Below are 263 nucleotides of genomic sequence, written 5' to 3'. Positions count from 1 at the left end.
CGCCCCTTGTTCACATCAACGCAATACGAACAATTATAATACTACGCGATTCTTTCCAAACTTTAGCCCCTGCACTTCAACCCTGTGAAGCCATTATTAGTGTGTCAAAGAACCGAATAGAACATGAAGACAGTATGGTTGATAAGAAGAATGAGAGAATAATAGCGCTCATTGGTGTTTGGATACTAGCGATAGGCACTGCTATAACTGCGTTAGGAAAAACTAAAATAGAATAAGAAGAAAGAGTAGAAAAAAATAAAAGT

The 263-nt window shown here is 37.3% G+C and carries 1 pseudogene; it reads left to right on the top strand.

Annotated elements, in window-relative coordinates:
- Nucleotides 1-236, top strand: a pseudogene (locus tag KVT34_RS30420) (DUF6944 family repetitive protein); the annotation flags it as partial.
- Nucleotides 237-263 lie beyond the last annotated feature (27 nt).

Origin of the sequence: Paenibacillus sp. GbtcB18 (assembly GCF_019091125.1) — a bacterium.
Classification (GTDB): Bacteria; Bacillota; Bacilli; order Paenibacillales; family NBRC-103111; genus Paenibacillus_F; species Paenibacillus_F chitinolyticus.
This window is presented reverse-complemented; position numbering and strand designations above follow the sequence as displayed.